This is a genomic window from Montanilutibacter psychrotolerans (assembly GCF_003719825.1).
GTDB lineage: Bacteria > Pseudomonadota > Gammaproteobacteria > Xanthomonadales > Xanthomonadaceae > Montanilutibacter > Montanilutibacter psychrotolerans.
The window spans coordinates 303,193-317,468 of record NZ_RIBS01000003.1; the positions used below are offsets into that span (position 1 = coordinate 303,193).

The 14,276-nt window shown below is 67.7% G+C and carries 11 protein-coding genes; 5 read left to right on the forward strand and 6 right to left on the reverse strand.

Going from position 1 to position 14,276, the window contains the following annotated elements; genetic code table 11:
* Position 1: 1 nt before the first annotated feature.
* From EER27_RS08125 to EER27_RS08145, 5 genes are all read left to right on the forward strand, one after another.
* Positions 2–814: an ABC transporter ATP-binding protein gene (locus tag EER27_RS08125; protein ID WP_123087525.1), complete on the forward strand. Its 813-nt coding sequence runs from the start codon at positions 2–4 to the stop codon at positions 812–814.
* A gap of 171 nt (positions 815–985) precedes the next feature.
* On the forward strand, positions 986–1,912 hold the full coding sequence (locus EER27_RS08130; protein WP_123087526.1) for an MlaD family protein: 927 nt from the start codon (positions 986–988) through the stop codon (positions 1,910–1,912).
* A 50-nt stretch (positions 1,913–1,962) separates the two neighbouring features.
* On the forward strand, positions 1,963–2,577 hold the full coding sequence (locus EER27_RS08135) for an ABC-type transport auxiliary lipoprotein family protein (protein ID WP_223807247.1): 615 nt from the start codon (positions 1,963–1,965) through the stop codon (positions 2,575–2,577).
* Between the two features lie 273 nt (positions 2,578–2,850).
* Positions 2,851–4,488, forward strand: a complete 1,638-nt coding sequence (locus tag EER27_RS08140; RefSeq protein WP_123087528.1) for an electron transfer flavoprotein-ubiquinone oxidoreductase — start codon at positions 2,851–2,853, stop codon at positions 4,486–4,488.
* A 3-nt stretch (positions 4,489–4,491) separates the two neighbouring features.
* Complete coding sequence (locus EER27_RS08145) at positions 4,492–5,184, forward strand: sulfotransferase family 2 domain-containing protein (protein ID WP_123087529.1); 693 nt, start codon at positions 4,492–4,494, stop codon at positions 5,182–5,184.
* A gap of 177 nt (positions 5,185–5,361) precedes the next feature.
* Here the strand turns inward: EER27_RS08145 and EER27_RS08150 are convergent, their stop codons facing one another.
* From EER27_RS08150 to EER27_RS08175, 6 genes are all read right to left on the reverse strand, one after another.
* Positions 5,362–7,653, reverse strand: a complete 2,292-nt coding sequence (locus EER27_RS08150) for a reprolysin-like metallopeptidase (RefSeq protein WP_123087530.1) — start codon at positions 7,651–7,653, stop codon at positions 5,362–5,364.
* Between the two features lie 314 nt (positions 7,654–7,967).
* Positions 7,968–9,932 (reverse strand): sulfate adenylyltransferase subunit CysN, encoded by a 1,965-nt coding sequence (cysN, locus tag EER27_RS08155; RefSeq protein WP_123087531.1) that lies wholly within the window; start codon positions 9,930–9,932, stop codon positions 7,968–7,970.
* Positions 9,932–10,840 carry a sulfate adenylyltransferase subunit CysD gene (cysD, locus tag EER27_RS08160; protein ID WP_123087532.1) on the reverse strand — a complete coding sequence of 303 codons (909 nt, stop codon included), beginning with the start codon at positions 10,838–10,840 and terminating at the stop codon, positions 9,932–9,934. The genes cysN and cysD overlap by 1 nt, the downstream gene beginning before the upstream one ends.
* Positions 10,841–11,170: 330 nt before the next feature.
* Entirely contained in the window at positions 11,171–11,803 is a 633-nt protein-coding gene (locus tag EER27_RS08165; protein WP_123087533.1) for a CoA transferase subunit B, read from the reverse strand.
* Between the two features lie 72 nt (positions 11,804–11,875).
* Positions 11,876–12,616 (reverse strand): CoA transferase subunit A, encoded by a 741-nt coding sequence (locus tag EER27_RS08170; protein ID WP_123087534.1) that lies wholly within the window; start codon positions 12,614–12,616, stop codon positions 11,876–11,878.
* A 191-nt stretch (positions 12,617–12,807) separates the two neighbouring features.
* Positions 12,808–14,220, reverse strand: a complete 1,413-nt coding sequence (locus EER27_RS08175; RefSeq protein WP_123087535.1) for a mannose-1-phosphate guanylyltransferase/mannose-6-phosphate isomerase — start codon at positions 14,218–14,220, stop codon at positions 12,808–12,810.
* Between the last annotated feature and the right edge of the window lie 56 nt (positions 14,221–14,276).

Consider the following 14,276-nt stretch of genomic DNA (forward strand, 5'->3'; position numbering starts at 1 on the left):
GATGACTTCCGCCGCCGACAACTCACCGATCATCCGCGTCCGGGGCCTGTTCAACAGCTTCGGCGAACAGGTCGTGCACGAGGACCTCGACCTCGACGTGCGTCGTGGCGAGATCCTGGGCGTGGTCGGCGGCTCGGGCACAGGCAAGTCCGTGCTGATGCGCTCGATCCTGCGCCTGCGCCAGCCCGATGCGGGCCAGATCGAGGTGCTGGGGCTGGACGCGCGCAGCGACGACCCGCAGGCGCGCCGGCTGATCGAGCGGCGCACCGGCGTGCTGTTCCAGGACGGCGCGCTGTTCTCGTCGTTGACGGTCGGCGAAAACGTGCAGGTGCCGCTCAAGGAGTACCACCCGGATCTGCCCGACTCGTTGCGCTACGAGCTGGCGCTGCTCAAGGTCAAGCTTGCCGGCCTGCCCGCCGAAGCCATCGACAAGCTGCCGTCGCAGTTGTCGGGCGGCATGCGCAAGCGCGCCGGCATCGCCCGCGCCCTGGCGTTGGATCCGCCGCTGCTGTTCCTGGACGAGCCGACCGCCGGCCTCGATCCGATCGGTGCGGCCGCGTTCGACAACCTGATCCGCACCCTTCAGCAGGCACTGGGGCTGACGGTGTTCCTGATCACCCACGACCTGGACACGCTGTACGCCATCTGCGACCGGATCGCGGTGCTCGCCGATCGCCGCGTGGTCGCCTGCGACACGCCGGCCAACATCGAGCGCTTCGACCACCCCTGGGTGCAGGAGTATTTCCATGGACCACGGGCGCGCGCCGCGCAGCACGCACGCGACCGCAACGACCCGCTGGTTGACGTACCGTGACGCCCGCGGCAAGGCCACGGTGTAGTTTTGGCCGGTCCCGCGCTCGTGGCGACACGAAGCGCGACCGGTCACAGCGACGCTCCCTGCGGCGGTTGCCGCGCTGATCCGACTTCCACTTCCGCCCGTCCCACTCCGCTCCCACTCCGCACCCGCGCCACCAGGCACCCCACGATGGAAACCAAGGCCAATTACGTCCTCATCGGCGCTTTCACCCTGCTGGCCAGCGGCCTGTTGCTGCTGTTCGCGCTGTGGGCGGCGAAGTACTCCTCCGACCAGGGCTGGCGCGATTACGCCATCGTGTTCAACGAGCCCGTCACCGGCCTGACCGAGGGCAGCTCGGTGCAGTACAACGGCATCTCGGTCGGCACGATCACCTCGCTGCGACTGGCACCGGACGATCCGCGCCGGGTGTTCGCCAAGTTGCGCCTGCAGGCCGACACGCCGGTCAAGGCCGACACGCGCGCCAAGATCACCATGCCCAGCCTGACCGGCACGCCGATCATCCAGCTCACCGGCGGCAGCCCCGGCAGTCCCGCTCTGACCGATGTCGACAACAGCGAGATACCGGTCATCCAGACCGAAGCCTCGGCGCTGCAAAACATCGCCGACACCGCCAACCGGCTTGTCGCGCGGCTCGACCAGGTGCTGAGCCAGGAAAACGTCAACCGCCTGTCCAACACCCTGGCCAACGTCGAGTCACTGACCGGCTCGATCGCCGACCAGCGCGAGGACATGCGCGCGCTGATCATCAATGCGCGCAAGTCCAGCGAGCAGCTTGAAGCCACGCTGGCCACCACCAACCGCGCGATGACCGACGTCGACCGCGAACTCGTCCAGAAGCTGCCGGGCCTGGTCGGAAAGCTCGACACCACGCTCGCCAAGCTCGATTCGGCCGCCAGCGGCGCCGACGGCCTGGTCAACGACAACCGGGCCGCGATCACGAGCTTCGCCAACGACGGGCTGGGCCAGTTGGGCCCGACCCTGGCCGAACTGCGGCTGCTGGTGCGCGACCTGCGCGGCATCAGCGACCGCTTCGAAAGCAGCCCGGCGCGCTACCTGCTCGGTCGCGACGCACCCAAGGAGTTCGAACCGAAATGACCACCCGCCCCTGCCCGCCCGCGGCGTTTCACCGTCTCGCCCCGGCAACGATGGCCATCGGCCTGGGCCTGCTGCTGGCAGGTTGTTCGATCGTGGGCAACAAGCCCAAGGATGCGCCGACGGTCTACGCCCCCGACCCCCGCCCGGCCGCGGCGCCGGAGTGGCCCAGCGTCACATGGCAGCTGGGCGTGACCGCGCCCGCCAGCTCGCGGTCGGTCGACAGCGTGCGCATCGCCGTGCGGCCAAGCGCGAACGAACTGCAGGTCTACAAGGGCGCGACCTGGGCCAAGCCGCCCAGCGCGATGCTGGTGGACAGCCTGCTGCGCACGCTCGAGGACTCCGGGCGCATCCCGGTGGCCACGCGCGCCGGCAGTGGCATCAACACCGACTACCGGCTGGTGCTCGACATCCGCCGATTCGAGTCGGCGTACGCCGATGCCGCGGCCATGCCGTCGGCGACGATCGAGGTCAACGCCAAGCTCATGCACGTCAAGGATCAGCAGGTGGTGGCCTCGCGCACCTTCCTGCAGGCGCAGCCGGCGTCGGCGACCGCGGTGCCAGCCGTGATCGATGCGTTCGACCGGGCGCTGGGCGCGCTGACCGGCCAGATGGCCGGCTGGGTACTGGCCAGCGGCGAAGCGCACGAGCGGGGCGTGCATCGCTGAATCCGGGCGCGCCGCCCACTTTGGCGGTGTTGCGGCGGGCGGCCCCCACCCCGTCGCTGAACGCTGAACAGGCCGTGGCAAACGGCCAATCCGGCCGCACCGATCCGGTCCGACCGCGATGTCAGGCCGCACTCCGGACGCCCGCTTCCGCCGCGGCGCCCGCACCGGGCGCATCGCATCATTTGGCTGCCCGCCGCAAACCCGCGACAATCTCCGACTGACCTACGCGGCCGTCCTGGCCGCCTTCAACGCGCAGCAAGCGGAGCAGCCAGCATGAGCGAAGCCCACGGTACCGACGTCGACACGCCGATCGAGCGCGATGTCATGGAATACGACGTCGTCGCGGTTGGCGCCGGCCCGGCCGGACTGTCGTTCGCGATCCGGCTCAAGCAGCTCAACCCGGAACTCTCGGTATGCGTGATCGAGAAGGCCTCGACCATCGGCGCGCACATCCTGTCCGGCGCGGTGATCGAAACCGGCCCGCTCGATGCGTTGCTGCCGGGCTGGCGCGACAATCCGCCGCCGATCTGCGTGCCGGCCACGGACGACGAGTTCTGGCTGCTCAGCAAGACCGGCGGGCGCAAGCTGCCCGTGCCGCCGGGCATGAACAATCACGGCAACGTGATCGTCAGCCTCGGTGCGATGTGCGCGTGGCTGGCGCCGCAGGCCGAGGCCCTGGGCGTGGAGATCTACCCCGGCTTTGCCGCGTCCGAGACCCTGCATGACGCCGATGGCCGCGTCGTGGGCGTGCGCATCGGCGACATGGGCGTCGCCAAGGACGGATCGCACAAGCCCGGCTACACCGCCGGCATCGACATCCGCGCCAAGGTCACGGTCCTGGCCGAGGGCGCGCGCGGGCACCTCACCAAGCGGCTTATCCGGCAGTTCAAGCTCGACGCCGACAGCGACCCGCAGGGCTACTCGATCGGCATCAAGGAGCTGTGGCAGGTACCCGAGGAGCGCGTCTGTCCGGGCAAGATCGTGCACAGCTTCGGCTGGCCGGCCGACAGCCACACCTACGGCGGCAGCTTCCTGTACCACCTGGACAAGGGCCGCATCGCGCTGGGCTACGTCAGCGGGCTGGATTACAAGGACCCGGACTACAAGCCGTGGGAGGCCTTCCAGCAGTGGAAGAACCACCCGATGGTCAAGCCGCTGCTGGAAGGCGGCAACCTGGTCTCGGCCGGCGCGCGCGCCATCGTGACCGGCGGCTGGCAGTCGCTGCCCAAGGTCGAGATGCCCGGCGCGCTGCTGATCGGCGACACCGCCGGCCTGCTCAACGTGCCCAAGGTGAAGGGCACCCACCAGGCAATCCGCAGCGGCATGCTCGCCGCCGAACACCTGGTTGCCTCGCAGCTCGCACCGGAGGGCTTCGACGCGAAGCTGCGCGGCTCCGAAGCGATGGCCGAGTTGCGCAAGGTCCGCAACATCAAGCCCGGCTTCAAGCGCGGGTTGTGGATGGGCATGCTCAACGCCGCCTGGGAAACCATCACCGGCGGTCATTCGCCCTGGACGCTGAAGAACAAGCCCGACTGGTCTTCGCTGGACAAGCTGGGCGAACACGAGCAGCCCAGGCGCGATTACCTCGACCGCACCCTCGCGCCACGCGACCGCCTGGCCGGCGTGTACTTCGCCGCCACCGAACACGACGAAGACCAGCCCGTGCACCTCAAGGTGCACGACACCTCGGTGTGCGTGACGCGCTGCACCCAGGAATACGGCAACCCGTGCACGCGCTTCTGCCCGGCCGGCGTCTACGAGATCGTCGAGGACGAAGCGCAGGGCAAGCGCCTGCAGATCAATGCCGCCAACTGCGTGCACTGCAAGACCTGCGACATCAAGGACCCGTACCAGATCATCGACTGGGTCACTCCGGAAGGCGGCGCGGGACCGAACTACCAGAACCTCTGAACCATGGTGATATCCCACCGGCACCGGTTCCTGTACTTCGTGGTGCCCAAGTCCGCTTCGGCCACGTTGCGCGAATCGCTGAGCCCCAGTGTCGACATCGGCTGGCCGGTGTCCAGGTACGTGCAGCACCAGACCGTGCGGCAGTTCCTGGGCGACGAGCACGCGGGGCGGTTTGACGACTATTTCAAGTTCACCTTCGTCCGCAATCCCTACGACCGGCTCTACTCGGGCTACCTGCAGGACCGGTTCGCCGCGGAAAACTTCCCCCGCTGGAAGGTCGCCAAGCAACCGGTGTTCGATGCCATCGGCGACGACTTCGCGCGCTACTTCCACGAGCACGTCGCCCACGCCGACATCCGCTCGGACTGGCGCTGGATCTGTTTCTGTCCGATGACGGAGTTTGCGTGCCGGGATGGCGAGCCCACGATGGATTTCGTCGGACGCGCCGAACACCTGGTCGAGGACATGACGCGACTGGGCGAGCGCCTTGGCATCACGCTCGACAAGGCGCCGGACAAGAACGTGCGCACCGGTCTGTGCACCACGCAGCCCAAGTACCTGGACCGCTACGACCGCGCCACCGTGGCGCTGGTCAACCGCCTCTACCGCGAGGATTTCACGCTGTTCGGCTACGAGATGTTCGACCCGGCGGACTTCCCCGCGCGCGTCGAGCCATTGGTCGCCGAAGCCTCCTGACGCGGTACGCGGCGCGCCGCCAACGGCGTGCCGGAGCGTCGAGCATCCGCAGACGCGGTGCACCGAGCGAGGCAGACCTCCCGCCCCCGAAACGACAAGGCCGCCTTTCGGCGGCCTTGTGCGTGAAACCGGTAGTGACGCGTCGTGCCCGCCAGGCGGGCACGACCTAACTCAACCTCAACGAACGAGCACGTAACCGGCTGCCGGCTTGGTCATTGCCTTGCTGGTGTAGAACCCGGTCGACGTCGCCAGCCACATGTAGAGGTTGCCGTCGGTCTTCAGCCACACCACGTCACCGCGACCGTCGCCATTGAAATCGCCGGTCGAGGCGATGTTGTAGCTGGTGACGATCGAGAACGCCCGCGAACGCGTGAGCGACGCGCCGTTCATGATCCACTGCACCATCTGCCCCGGACGATAGAGCAGCAGGTCGCTCTTGCCGTCGCCATCGATGTCCGATGCAGCGCGGATGGTGAAGCGCGAATCGAGCTTGATCAGGAAGCTGCCGCTGTAGTTGCTGGTGTTGGCCAGCCAGATGTAGATGTCGTTGGCGTCGTTGAGCCAGGCGATGTCGGCGCGGCCGTTGTTGTCGAAATCACCGACCGCTGCCGGCTTGAAGGCCGAGGCCACCGGAACGATCTTCGAGCTGGTGATCGTGGTGCCGTTCATGACCCAATGCACGAGCTGGCCCGGACGGTGCAGCAGCAGGTCGTCCTTGCCGTCGGCATTGACGTCGCCGGCGCCGATCACTTCGTAACCGGAGGCCAACGAGGCAACCAGGCCACTGGTGAACACCGTGCCGTCGCCCAGCCACAGGTAGATCTGCCGGCTGGCGTTCTTGAACGCGATGTCGGCTCGGCCGTTACCGTCGAAGTCGCCCGTGGCCACCGGAACCAGTCCGGTGCCCAGCGTGAACGCACGCGAGCGGGTGATGACGTTGGCGTCCATAGCCCAGTAGGCGAACGAGCCGGGCTTGACCATCAGCACGTCCGACTTCTCGTTGCCGTCGATGTCGTTGTGCACCAGTTCCGTCGGCTCCGGCGGGACGACGACCGTTGCCCGGAACGCGCTGATGACCGGCGCGGTGAGGTTGATGCTGCGGGCGTTGTCGGCCTGGTTGGCCACGCCGCAGGCACGCCCGCCACAGGTCGTGACGGCCGGGTTGGAGAACACCCGGTAGGCGCTCTGGCCCTGATCGCCGTAGGCCATGATCGTGTAGAAGTTGCCGTTGGCCACGGAGGTCTTGTAGCCGAACGAGAACGGGTACGCGCCTTGCTGGCCGCCGGCGGTCACGGTGTCGTGGTTGGAACCCAGGTTGTGGCCGAGCTCGTGCGCGAAGGTCTCTTCGCGGCAGAAGTAGGTGCCGCCATCGCCCGCGTCCTGGCCGTCACTGACGACCGAGTAACCGAACATCTGGGAACCCTGATCGATCACCTGCCCGCCGCCGCCGATCATCCAGGCGATACCGCAGCCGGCGTTCTCGGGGGTCTTGAACTGGCGCACCAGCGAAACCAGGTCGGCTCCGTACGTCTCGCGCGCTGCACGCAACGCGTTGAACACCGGGTTGACCGGGATGGTGGTGCTGGGCGCACGGAATCCGGTCAACTCCTCGAGCGTGGTCTGGTTGCTGGTGGCGTCGGCGTAATTGACCGCCAGCGTGCCCACCAGGCGTACCTGCCAGTTGATGTTGCTGCTGACGTAGGCCTCATTGGTGATGTCGACGAGGTTCTGGATGCGCGTCACCGCGGCACTGGTGCCGCCACGCGCGGTCGCGAAACCGTTGGTGTAGCCGACCACGACATCGAGGGTGTTGGTTGCCGAAGCCGAAGCCGAGGCAGTAGCGGCGCTGGCCGCGGCGGCCTGCATCCCCTTGCCGCCGGGGTTGCCGGGCGGGACGAGGTAGTCGGGCGCGGTCGGACGGGTGGCCGCGTTGTGCAGTTCGCGCACCAGGTTGCGGTCCGTGGAGACGATCCACGGCCGGCCGGCGACAGTGGTCAGGCGAAGCGCGGGCGCATCGGGACCCATCGGAACGGTACCGAACGCGGCTTCAGCACCGAACGTGATCACCGAGGTCTGCCCCGGGTCCAACGTCGAGCGACCGATCCAGCTCCAGTTGCCGTTGTCGTGCTCGACATGGCGCTCGTACTTGAGCGTGACCGGGTTGCCGCCGGGCACTGGAATCGTCATCTCGCCGTCGACGATCGCCTGCAATGCATGCCGTTCGCTCAGCGAAACCGGGTGCCAGGTGTAGGCGCCCTTGGTGTGCGTGCGGCCGCCCGCGTACTCCACCAGCCCGCCGCGATCGGGAGCACTCGCAAAGCTGTGCGCCGCTCCGAGCTGGGCGATGGTGGAAGGCACACCCGACGCGGCGTTCGCCGACGCTGCGACGCCATCAGCGCCGATGCGCGTACCGTCCTGCGAGCACGCGCACAACAGCGCAGCCGCCAGGACACCGAAAAGCTTCTTCATTACCCATCCCCCCGTTGATGTGGACGCTGTCGCAAGGACATCGGCCACGCGTATTCCTGCTGCCCCGCTGGGCTTGGCCAGTCTAAGACAAAGGACCGGCCAGCCTCAAAGAAATGGAGGCGCTTCGGGCCAGTCGATGCGCCCGTTCGTCGCACGATTGCGCAGGCAAGTTGCCGCTACGCGACGACCATCACATTCCGACGCCGCAACCCCCGTTCATGCATCCAGTCGCCTGGAACGTCCGCCAACGTGACGTGGAGCATGGGTCGCCGGCGTTGTCGTGTTCGCGATGAATGCCGCCCACACCGCGCCCTTCAGAGCGCGCCGACATCCTTCAGGTGGTCGATCACGCGCTGGGCAAGCTGTTCCGGCGTCGCATCGGCCGTCGTCAGCACCAGTTCGGCGTGCTCGGGAGGTTCGTAGGGCGAATCGATGCCGGTGAAGTTCATGATCTCGCCGGCGCGCGCCTTCGCGTACAGGCCCTTGGGGTCGCGCTGTTCGGCCAGTGCCAGCGGCGTGTCGACGTAGGTCTCCACGAACTCGCCCTCGGCAAACAGGTCGCGCGCCAGACGACGTTCAGCACGGAACGGCGAGATGAAGCTCACCAGCACGATCAGGCCGGCGTCGACCATGAGCCGGGCGACTTCCGCGACGCGCCGGATGTTCTCCACGCGGTCGGCATCGGTGAAGCCCAGGTCCTTGTTGAGGCCGTGGCGGACGTTGTCACCGTCCAGCAGGTAGGTGTGCCGCCCCATCGCGAGCAGCTGCTTCTCGACGATGTTGGCGATCGTCGACTTGCCCGAACCCGACAGGCCGGTGAACCACAGGCAGCGCGGCTGCTGGTGCTTGATGCGGCCGCGCGCGCCCTTGTCGACATCGACGTGCTGCCAGTGGATGTTGCCGGCACGGCGCAGGGCGAAGTCGAGCGCACCCGCCGCCACGGTGCCGTTGTCCTGGCGATCGATCAGGATGAAGCCACCGAGCCCGCGGTTGTCGCGGTAGGCCTCGAACGGCACCGGCTCGTCGAGGCTGAGGTTGCAGTAGGCGACCTCGTTGAGGTCGACGTGCCGCGCCGCCAGTTGCGCTTGCGTGTTGACGTCGATCTTGTGCTTGATCTCGGTGATCGTCGCGCCAACCGTGCGCGTGCCGATGCGCAGCCAGTACGGACGGCCGGCGAGCAACGGATGCTCGCCCATCCACAGCAGGTGCGCGGCGAACTGGTCGGCCACCTGCGGCGGATTGGCCGCGTGCGCCAGCACATCGCCGCGACTGACATCGATCTCGTCGGCCAGCGTCAACATCACGGCCTGGCCATCGGCGGCGACGTCGAGGTCGCCATCGGCAGTCACGATGCGCGCCACGGTCGAACGACGCCCGGACGGCAGCGCCACGATCTCGTCGCCGGGCCGCACCTCGCCCGCCACCAGCGTGCCGGCAAAGCCGCGGAAATCCTGATTGGGCCGCGCGACCCACTGCACCGGCATGCGGAATCCGCCGGCACGCGCCGCGCGACCGACATCCACCGTCTCCAGGTGTTCCAGCAGCGACACGCCGCGGTACCAGGGCGTCTGCGCCGAGCGACCGAGCATGTTGTCGCCCCTCAGCGCCGACAACGGAATGCTGGTGACGTGTTCGATCCCGAGCTGGGCGGCGAGTTCGCGGTAGCCGTCGACGATCTCGTCGTATACCTGCTGGTCGTAACCCACCAGGTCCATCTTGTTGACCGCAAGCACCACGTGCCGGATGCCGAGCAGCGAGACGATGTAGCTGTGCCGACGCGTCTGTGTCAGCAGGCCCTTGCGCGCGTCGACCAGCACGATCGCCAGGTCGGCCGTGGAGGCGCCGGTGGCCATGTTGCGCGTGTACTGCTCGTGGCCGGGGCAGTCGGCAACGATGAACTTGCGCCGCTCGGTGTCGAAGAAGCGGAACGCGACATCGATGGTGATGCCCTGCTCGCGCTCGGCATCGAGACCGTCGACCAGCAGGGCGTAATCGATCTCGCCGTTCTGCGTGCCGTGGCGAACACTGTCCTTCTCGAGGGCGGCCAACTGGTCATCGAACAGCAGCTTGGTGTCGTGCAGCAGGCGCCCGATCAGCGTGCTCTTGCCGTCGTCGACGCTGCCGCAGGTGATGAAGCGCAGCAGCCCCTTGTTTTCGTGCTGTTGGAGGTAGGCGGCGATGGCGCTGCCGGCGCTGTCGGGATCGACCTGGCTGGAAGCTGCCCCACTGGAATCGGTGCCCTCGACAACGGACAGGCGCCGGCGGTCGTCGATGCCCATCAGAAATACCCTTCCTGCTTCTTCTTCTCCATGGAGGCGCCCGGGTCTTGGTCGATCACCCGACCCTGGCGTTCGGAGGTGGTGGCCACCAGCATCTCGGCGATGATGGCCTCCAGCGTGTCGGCGTCGGATTCGATCGCGCCGGTCAGCGGATAGCAACCCAGCGTGCGGAAGCGCACCTTGCGGTTGCGCACCACCTCGCCTTCGCGCAGCGCCAGCCGATCATCGTCGACCATGATCAGCGCGCCATCGCGCTCGACCACCGGCCGCTCCCTGGCGAAATACAGCGACGGCACCGGGATCTTCTCGCGGTAGATGTACAGCCACACGTCCAGCTCGGTCCAGTTGGAAATCGGGAACGCGCGCACCGACTCGCCCTTGTGGATTCGCGTGTTGTAGAGGTTCCACAACTCCGGGCGCTGGTTCTTCGGGTCCCAGCGATGCTGTGCGCTGCGGAACGAGAAGATGCGCTCCTTGGCGCGCGACTTCTCCTCGTCGCGGCGCGCTCCACCGATCGCGGCATCGAACCCCCACTTGTCCAGCGCCTGCTTGAGCGCCTGGGTCTTCATCACGTCGGTGTGCACGGTGGCGCCGTGGCTGATCGGACCGATGCCGCGCGCGATGCCGTCGGGGTTGGTGTAGGTGCGCAGCTCGCACCCCGTCTCGGCCGCTCGACGGTCGCGGAACGCGATCATCTCGCCGAACTTCCAGCCAGTGTCGACGTGCAGCAGCGGGATCGGCGGGCGCGCGGGATAGAACGCCTTCATCAGCAGGTGCAGCAGCACCGAACTGTCCTTGCCGACCGAGTACAGCATCACCGGATTGCGGAACGCAGCCGCCACCTCACGAAGCACGTGGATGCTTTCCGCCTCAAGGCGGTCGAGGTGACTGGAACGAGGGTGCGTCATGGCCAAGCCGGGAAATTCGGAATTGGCAGTGTAGATCGCCCCGGTGAGCGGTCCATATGACGAATCGCACCGTGCTTAGGCCCAATCGGGTGCTACGGCGCCATGCCTGGCAGCGCCCGGTCCGTCGGCGCCGGGCCGGTGTTCTGTCGGTGTCCGGCCGATGGCTTCGGCCAACGCGGCCGAGCTCAGGCCAGGCCCGCGCATGGGCCGTCCGGTCTAATCCGGCGCGGCGGGGTCGACGGTTGCAGAGCGCGCCCGTCGGTGCGGATTCCCGCGAAGGTCCCGGCGGCGGCGCCCAGGCCGCCGTCGGATGGCAGGTGGAGCGTGCGATCAGGCCGCGATCAGCGCCACGCCGGTCTTCGCGCGCAGGTCGTCTTCGGTGACGTCCGGGGCCAGCTCGACCAGCTTCAGGCCATCGGCGGTCACGTCCATCACGGCCAGCTCGGTGATGATGCGGCTGACCACGCCCACGCCGGTCAGCGGCAGGGTGCATTCGGGCAGGATCTTGGGTTCGCCGGCCTTGGTGGTGTGTTCCATCAGCACCACGACGCGCTTGACGCCCGCCACCAGGTCCATCGCGCCGCCCATGCCTTTGACCATCTTGCCCGGGACCATCCAGTTGGCCAGGTCGCCCTTGTCGGTGACTTCCATCGCACCCAGGATCGCCAGGTCGATGTGGCCGCCGCGGATCATCGCGAACGAATCGTGGCTGCCGAAATAGCTGGCGCCTTCGCGCGCGGTCACGGTCTGCTTGCCGGCGTTGATCAGGTCGGCGTCCACCTGTGATTCGGTCGGGAACGGGCCGATGCCCAGCAGTCCGTTCTCGGACTGCAGCCACACGTCCATGCCCTCGGGAATGAAGTTGGCGACAAGCGTCGGCAGGCCGATGCCGAGGTTGACGTAGGCGCCGTCGGTGAGTTCCTGCGCGGCGCGTTGCGCCATCTGGTCGCGGTTCCAAGCCATGAAGATGCTTCCTGTGTGTCGAATGTGGACGCCAATGGGCGGCAGCGCTGCCGCCCGACCCGCACGCCGGGATCAGCCCGCGCTGACGGTGCGCTGCTCGATGCGCTTCTCGGGCGTCGGGTTGAGCACGATGCGGTCGACGTAGATGCCGGCCAGGTGCACGTGGTCGGGATCGATGGCACCGACCTCGACGACTTCTTCGACTTCGACCACGCACACCTTGCCCGCCATCGCGCAGGCCGGATTGAAGTTGCGCGCGGTCTTGCGGAACACCAGGTTGCCGGCGGTGTCCGCCTTCCACGCCTTCACCAGCGAGACGTCGGCCCTGAGCGCGGTTTCCATGACGTAATGCTTGCCGTCGAACTCGCGCGTTTCCTTGCCTTCGGCCACCACCGTGCCGTAGCCGGTGGCGGTGAAGAACGCCGGGATGCCGGCGCCACCGGCACGCAGGCGCTCGGCGAGCGTGCCTTGCGGATTGAATTCGAGCTCGAGTTCGCCGGCGAGGAACTGCCGTTCGAATTCCTTGTTCTCGCCAACGTACGACGAAATCATCTTCTTGATCTGGCGCGTGGAGAGCAGCTGGCCGAGGCCGAAGCCATCGACGCCGGCGTTGTTGGAAATCGCCGTCAGCCCGCTGACACCGGAATCGCGCAACGCGCCGATCAACGCCTCGGGAATGCCGCAGAGGCCGAAGCCGCCCACCGCGAGGGTCTGTCCGTCGGCAACGACGCCCTGCAGCGCGCTGCGGGCATCGGGGTAAAGCTTGCTCTTCGCGTCGCCGGCGCGGGGCGACGCGGCACTGTCCTGGGGCATGGGATGACTCCGTGTGCGGGATGGCCGCAGTTTACCCCGTGCATCCCGGTCGCCTGCACCGGACCTTCGGGCAATGCGCGGCGTGGCGCCCATGCCCTTGCGTACTGTCCGCGACGCCGGCTACACGCGCCGGCCGATGCACTCGTCGATCGCGCTGGCTTCGGTTCGCGGTTGCCCGGGATCGCGGTGGCTCAGGATCGGCCGTACACGTCTTCGAGCCGCACGATGTCGTCTTCGCCGAGGTAGCTGCCCGATTGCACCTCGATCAGCTCGACGGGCGTGCTGCCCCGGTTGCGCAACCGGTGCACGCTGCCCTGCGGGATGTAGGTGCTCTCGTTTTCGCGCACTTCGAACACGCGGTCATCGCACGTCACCTCGGCCACGCCGGACACCACCACCCAGTGCTCCGCGCGGTGCTGGTGCTTTTGCAGGCTCAACGCCGCACCGGGCTTGACGAAGATCCGCTTGACCTGGAAATGCGGGCCGACGCCGATCGAGTCGTAGCTGCCCCACGGCCGGTAGACCTTGCGATGGAACAGGTGCTCGCTCCGTCCGGCCGCCTTGAGCCGGTCGACCACCGTCTTGACGTCCTGCACGCGATCCTTGCGTGCCACCAGCGTGGCGTCGGCGGTATCGATGATGACCAGGTCCTCGACGCCGATCGTCGCGATCAGGCGGCGCTCGGAGGCCCGCACGAGGCTGCCGCGCGTGTCGACCGAGATGACGTCGCCTTCGTGGCGATTGCCGTCGGCATCGTGTTCGGCCACCGCCCACAGCGACGACCACGAGCCGATGTCGCTCCAGCCGCAACTGACCGGCACGACCGCGGCGCGATCGGTGTTCTCCATCACCGCGTAGTCGATCGAGTCGCTGGGACTGGCGGCGAACGCCTCGGCGCCGACGCGGATGAAGTCCAGGTCCGCGGTCGCCGTGGCATACGCGGCGCGTGCGGCGGCCAGGATGGCAGGGGCATGGCGGCCGAGTTCGTCGAGGTAGCGTTGCGCGCGGAACAGGAACATGCCCGAGTTCCACGCGTAGGTTCCCTCGGCGAGGTAGCGCTCGGCGGTGGGGAGGTCGGGCTTCTCGACGAAGCGCTCGATGCGGAAGCCGCCCGGCGCCAGTTCTTCGGCGCGCAGGATGTAGCCGTAACCGGTCTCGGCGTAGTCGGGAGTGATGCCGAAGGCGACCAGCCAGTCCTTCGCGGCCAGGTCGGTGGCACGCGCCACGGCCTCGCGGAACGCCGCCTCGTCCTCGACCAGGTGGTCGGCCGGCATCACCAGCATCGTGGCGTCGTCGTCGCCGGCCAGCACGTGCAGGGCAGCCAGCGCGATCGCCGGGGCCGTGTTGCGCGCCATCGGCTCCAGCACAATGCCGCCGCTGGGCACGGCGACCGTCTGCAGTTGTTCGCCAACCATGAACCGGTGGTCGTCGCTGCACACCGTCACCGGTGCCTGCGCGCCCGGCAGGCCGCTGGCGCGCAGCACCGTCTCCTGGTACAGCGAACGATCGCCGATCAGCGACAGGAACTGCTTGGGCTGGTTCTGCCGTGACAACGGCCACAGCCGGGTCCCGCTGCCGCCACTGAGCACCACCGGATGCAGCATGTCGAATCCTCAAGTCATGACCGCACAAGGGTAGCCGACCCGGGGACGGGGGCGGC

Coding starts and splice junctions, on each gene's coding strand:
- EER27_RS08125 (WP_123087525.1), top strand. CDS start 2: ATGACTTCCGCCGCCGACAACTCACCGATCATCCGCGTCCGGGGCCTG.
- EER27_RS08130 (WP_123087526.1), top strand. CDS start 986: ATGGAAACCAAGGCCAATTACGTCCTCATCGGCGCTTTCACCCTGCTG.
- EER27_RS08135 (WP_223807247.1), top strand. CDS start 1,963: ATGGCCATCGGCCTGGGCCTGCTGCTGGCAGGTTGTTCGATCGTGGGC.
- EER27_RS08140 (WP_123087528.1), top strand. CDS start 2,851: ATGAGCGAAGCCCACGGTACCGACGTCGACACGCCGATCGAGCGCGAT.
- EER27_RS08145 (WP_123087529.1), top strand. CDS start 4,492: ATGGTGATATCCCACCGGCACCGGTTCCTGTACTTCGTGGTGCCCAAG.
- EER27_RS08150 (WP_123087530.1), bottom strand. CDS start 7,653: ATGAAGAAGCTTTTCGGTGTCCTGGCGGCTGCGCTGTTGTGCGCGTGC.
- cysN (WP_123087531.1), bottom strand. CDS start 9,932: ATGGGCATCGACGACCGCCGGCGCCTGTCCGTTGTCGAGGGCACCGAT.
- cysD (WP_123087532.1), bottom strand. CDS start 10,840: ATGACGCACCCTCGTTCCAGTCACCTCGACCGCCTTGAGGCGGAAAGC.
- EER27_RS08165 (WP_123087533.1), bottom strand. CDS start 11,803: ATGGCTTGGAACCGCGACCAGATGGCGCAACGCGCCGCGCAGGAACTC.
- EER27_RS08170 (WP_123087534.1), bottom strand. CDS start 12,616: ATGCCCCAGGACAGTGCCGCGTCGCCCCGCGCCGGCGACGCGAAGAGC.
- EER27_RS08175 (WP_123087535.1), bottom strand. CDS start 14,220: ATGCTGCATCCGGTGGTGCTCAGTGGCGGCAGCGGGACCCGGCTGTGG.